Annotated in this window: 3 protein-coding genes; 1 reads left to right on the plus strand and 2 read right to left on the minus strand. The window is 32.0% G+C overall.

Annotated elements, in window-relative coordinates:
- Positions 1-41 precede the first annotated feature (41 nt).
- A complete protein-coding gene (locus tag N3F66_14730) occupies positions 42-815 on the minus strand; it encodes a hypothetical protein (GenBank protein ID MCX8125401.1) in 774 nt (257 codons plus the stop codon).
- 191 nt (positions 816-1,006) lie between these two features.
- Between N3F66_14730 and N3F66_14735 the strand changes: the two genes are divergently transcribed.
- On the plus strand, positions 1,007-1,933 hold the full coding sequence (locus N3F66_14735) for a LysM peptidoglycan-binding domain-containing M23 family metallopeptidase (protein MCX8125402.1): 927 nt from the start codon (positions 1,007-1,009) through the stop codon (positions 1,931-1,933).
- Between the two features lies 1 nt (position 1,934).
- Here N3F66_14735 and N3F66_14740 read toward each other — a convergent pair.
- A partial coding sequence (locus tag N3F66_14740; protein MCX8125403.1) for a GAF domain-containing protein occupies positions 1,935-3,582 on the minus strand: 1,648 nt, incomplete at its 5' end.

Below are 3,582 nucleotides of genomic sequence, written 5' to 3' on the forward strand. Positions count from 1 at the left end.
CTATTATACAGCCCGGTACAAGAATTCCACAACATGTAATGTTAAAATTTTGTTTTATCAGGCACTCTAATCATTTGTAATACTTCCTGAACAAAACCTTTAAGATACCTTAATGCTTCTTTTACTGTCAATCCTTCAAATGTTTTGTATATATCATATTTTGCATAGGTTATTTTATCATCGGCATTTAAAACCATAGTCCCGCCAAACTCCGTATCTGCAAGTATTTTAGTTACAAAATCATTCACATCTTTAAAAAAAGAAAACAAATCCATTAAGAAAAGTCTTCCTTGCCGCATTCGCATTAGATTAAGTTGTGAAATGTGTGTACTTGTACTTGCTTTTTCAATATCATCAACTGTTTGCTGAAAAATTTTCAAGGCCCTCTGGCATTCATCCAGTTTTCTATACAGTGAATCTCTTTCCAATGAATTTGAATAATCCAGTTTAGTGTATTGATCGGCTATCACTCCCCATAGTCTTTCGGAAAAATGCTTTAATATTGAAGCAGCAATATTGATTTCATTATCATCTTTAAAATTTGATATTTTTTCAATTTCAATATTTTTTAAATATTCAAAAGATTCAAGTTCCGACTTGCCAGTTGGAGTAATCACCAGATCATCGGTTAAAATTGCTTCAATGAGTTCATCAAGGTCCACATCAGGATATAGCTCAGTGAGTTTTTCTTTAAGTGATTTCAAATCTTTTTTTACTCGTTCACGTTGCTTAGGATCAGGTGATGTTTTTAATACCCCTTCAAGGGCCCGTATTGAACGCACTATTTGTCTTGCTTTTTCTTCTCTTTCGCCCATAAATACTATTTACTTTTTTTATATTATATTTCAAACTATAATAATTAACGTAATATTTTTTTGCAAGATAAATTCTGAGCATACTTTAATAAAGAAGTGCTATTATGTAGTTAGGAAATTATTTAATCATTAAGATTGGAACATGACAGCCGATAGTATATATAAGACAAAACTCTTAAGAATATAAAAATATGAAATATATGAAAGCAAATTATTTTTTTATCCTTTTTGCAATATTATGTCTTATTTTTAAACCATTTAATAGTCGTATTACTGCTGCCACTATACCGGCTATTAACAATTTGTCCCGAAACAATGATATTGTGCAAAAGCTGCGTAAGGACATTCGAACATCATTGTATATCATTAAAAGCAATCGTTCCGTTGAAGAATTACCCGAACTTACCATATATAAATACACAGTGAAGAATGATGAATCATTCTGGGATATAGTATCTGTAACAAATCTTGATCTTGATACTATAGTTTCAGTCAACTCACTATCAGCGCCATCGGATGTTAAAAAAGGCCTAACTTTATATATTCCAAATATGCGTGGTATTGTTTACGAAAAATCAGTAAACGAAAGTTACAATAGTATTGCCACAAATTACAATATTCCTGTACAATACATTTTAAAAGTAAACAGAATATCTAATAACGAACATAAACAATACATATTTATACCATGTGGCAATTTATCTGATTTAGACCGCTCGCTATTCCTAGGAACTGCATTTGTTTCCCCTCTTACCGTTGGCAAACTTAGTTCGTATTTTGGTGTCCGTAAGGATCCAATAGACCATATCCATAAATTTCATGCAGGTGTTGATATTGCATGTCCTATGAATTCGCCTGTGTATGCTTCTCGTGATGGTGTAGTGGTATTTTGTGGTTTTAAAGGTGGTTATGGGAATTTGATTATTATTAAACACAGCAGAGATTACTTTACTTTATACGGCCATTTAAATAAGATGTTTGTTGGAAAAGGGCAGATAGTTACCACAGGGCAATTAATTGCAAAATCTGGAAATACAGGGAGGACCACAGGCCCTCACCTTCACTTTGAAATCAGGAAAAACAGCAATCCCGTAAATCCTCTCTTATTATTGCGGTAAACTAATCAATTGCATCAAGGAGAGAATATACATCTGTGCCATCTTCAGGAAATTCCGCCATAAGGAACGTAACAAGCAATTGCAGTTCCCTGTCACTAAATTGCTGTACTATTTCATTTTTTAATGCATTTGCAAAAGGTACTGCAAACTTTTTGTTTTTACCGGGTAACACAATTAAAAATTTATTCCGGTCAATGCGAGCAGTGAAATCTCCCTCTGAAAGTCTAGTTGTGATTATATCTTCTATTTTATTCATTAATTGTTTGGTTTTTTCTAATCCCTGAACTACATAATAACGTTTTAGATTTTTTATAGTAAAAAGAATTAAAGTGCAAGGAATTGATAATTTGCTGGCATTAGTTAACTCCTTGTTAATTCTGTTAAAAACAGGTAATATTATATCTATGTAACTTATATACTGAGATTCAATCAATTGCAATGACAAATAGTGGCTTAGTAAAACATCAGTCATTGCCTTAAATCGTTCAAATTGAATTTCTTTTCGCTGATAGTCACGCAACCTAAAGACACAGAAAAAACCTAGAAGTTCATCAGATACCTTAAATGGATTTACCCAAAACAATGTCATCTTTCGTATGTTGCTTTCAGTGAAAATTTCCCGGATTGCTTTATTCCTATCAAACTCTTCAATTATTGATGCCGAATTCAATGAAGATATATAATCAATAAATGTAGCATTATTATTAATAGTATTTACCGTATCTTTGAGCAGTAATATATCATCCTCATCAGTGAGCAATAAAGAATAGTTTAAATCCCTATTATTTTTTATATACATTGCATAACTTAATATGCCACTTTCTTTCATGATAGTATGGGTTGTAACTTTAAAATAATCCTTGTGGGGATATTGCCGCAAACTCTGTTTATATTTATCAAGTTCTTGCCAGAATGTTCTGTCCTCTACTGATTTTTGAAGTTCATTTTCCAACTGCTCCATCTTATGGACTTTTTCATATGCAATGGCTGCAAACTCGCTAATCCGCTCAATAAAATCAATTTCCTCTTCGCTGTAATCACCAATAGTTATTTTTTCACCAAGAACCAGTGCTCCAAATACTTTTGAATCATATCGTAAGGGGATAAATAAACGAGCATCAATTGCAATTAATTGATAATACTCATCCCTGTATTCTGTGTGTTGCTTGAATTGTTCTATATCAATTACTCCTTTTGATTGCATAAGAATACCAAAGAGGCCTTTGGTTATATCAAACCTTATATTTTTATTTTTTATAGTTATACCTCTAGAATCCGCCACAATTAAAGAATTTTCATCGTCAGGACTCAATATCAGTAAGGTTGCAGATGCTGAACCAATTTGTCCCATGACCGAAAAAAGGACAGTATCATATAATTCATTCAGTGAGTGAGATTTAACTATTTCTTTACCTATCTCATATAAAACAACAAAGTCCTGAAACTTCTTATCGGGTTTTATGGAATATTCAGTTGATGAAGATTGATGTGGAGCAATAGCACCTGTTGGTGAATTTATATTTTTTTCATTTTGTTCCGCTGATTCAATAATCCTGAATTTTACGGCACTATCCTGAATATGGTTGTCATTTTTGCTTTCAATTTTTACTTTTTCATGCTCATTTGTATTTGTTAGCATAGTAATATCT

This window comes from Spirochaetota bacterium, from assembly GCA_026414805.1.
Lineage (GTDB): Bacteria > Spirochaetota > UBA4802 > UBA4802 > UB4802 > UBA4802.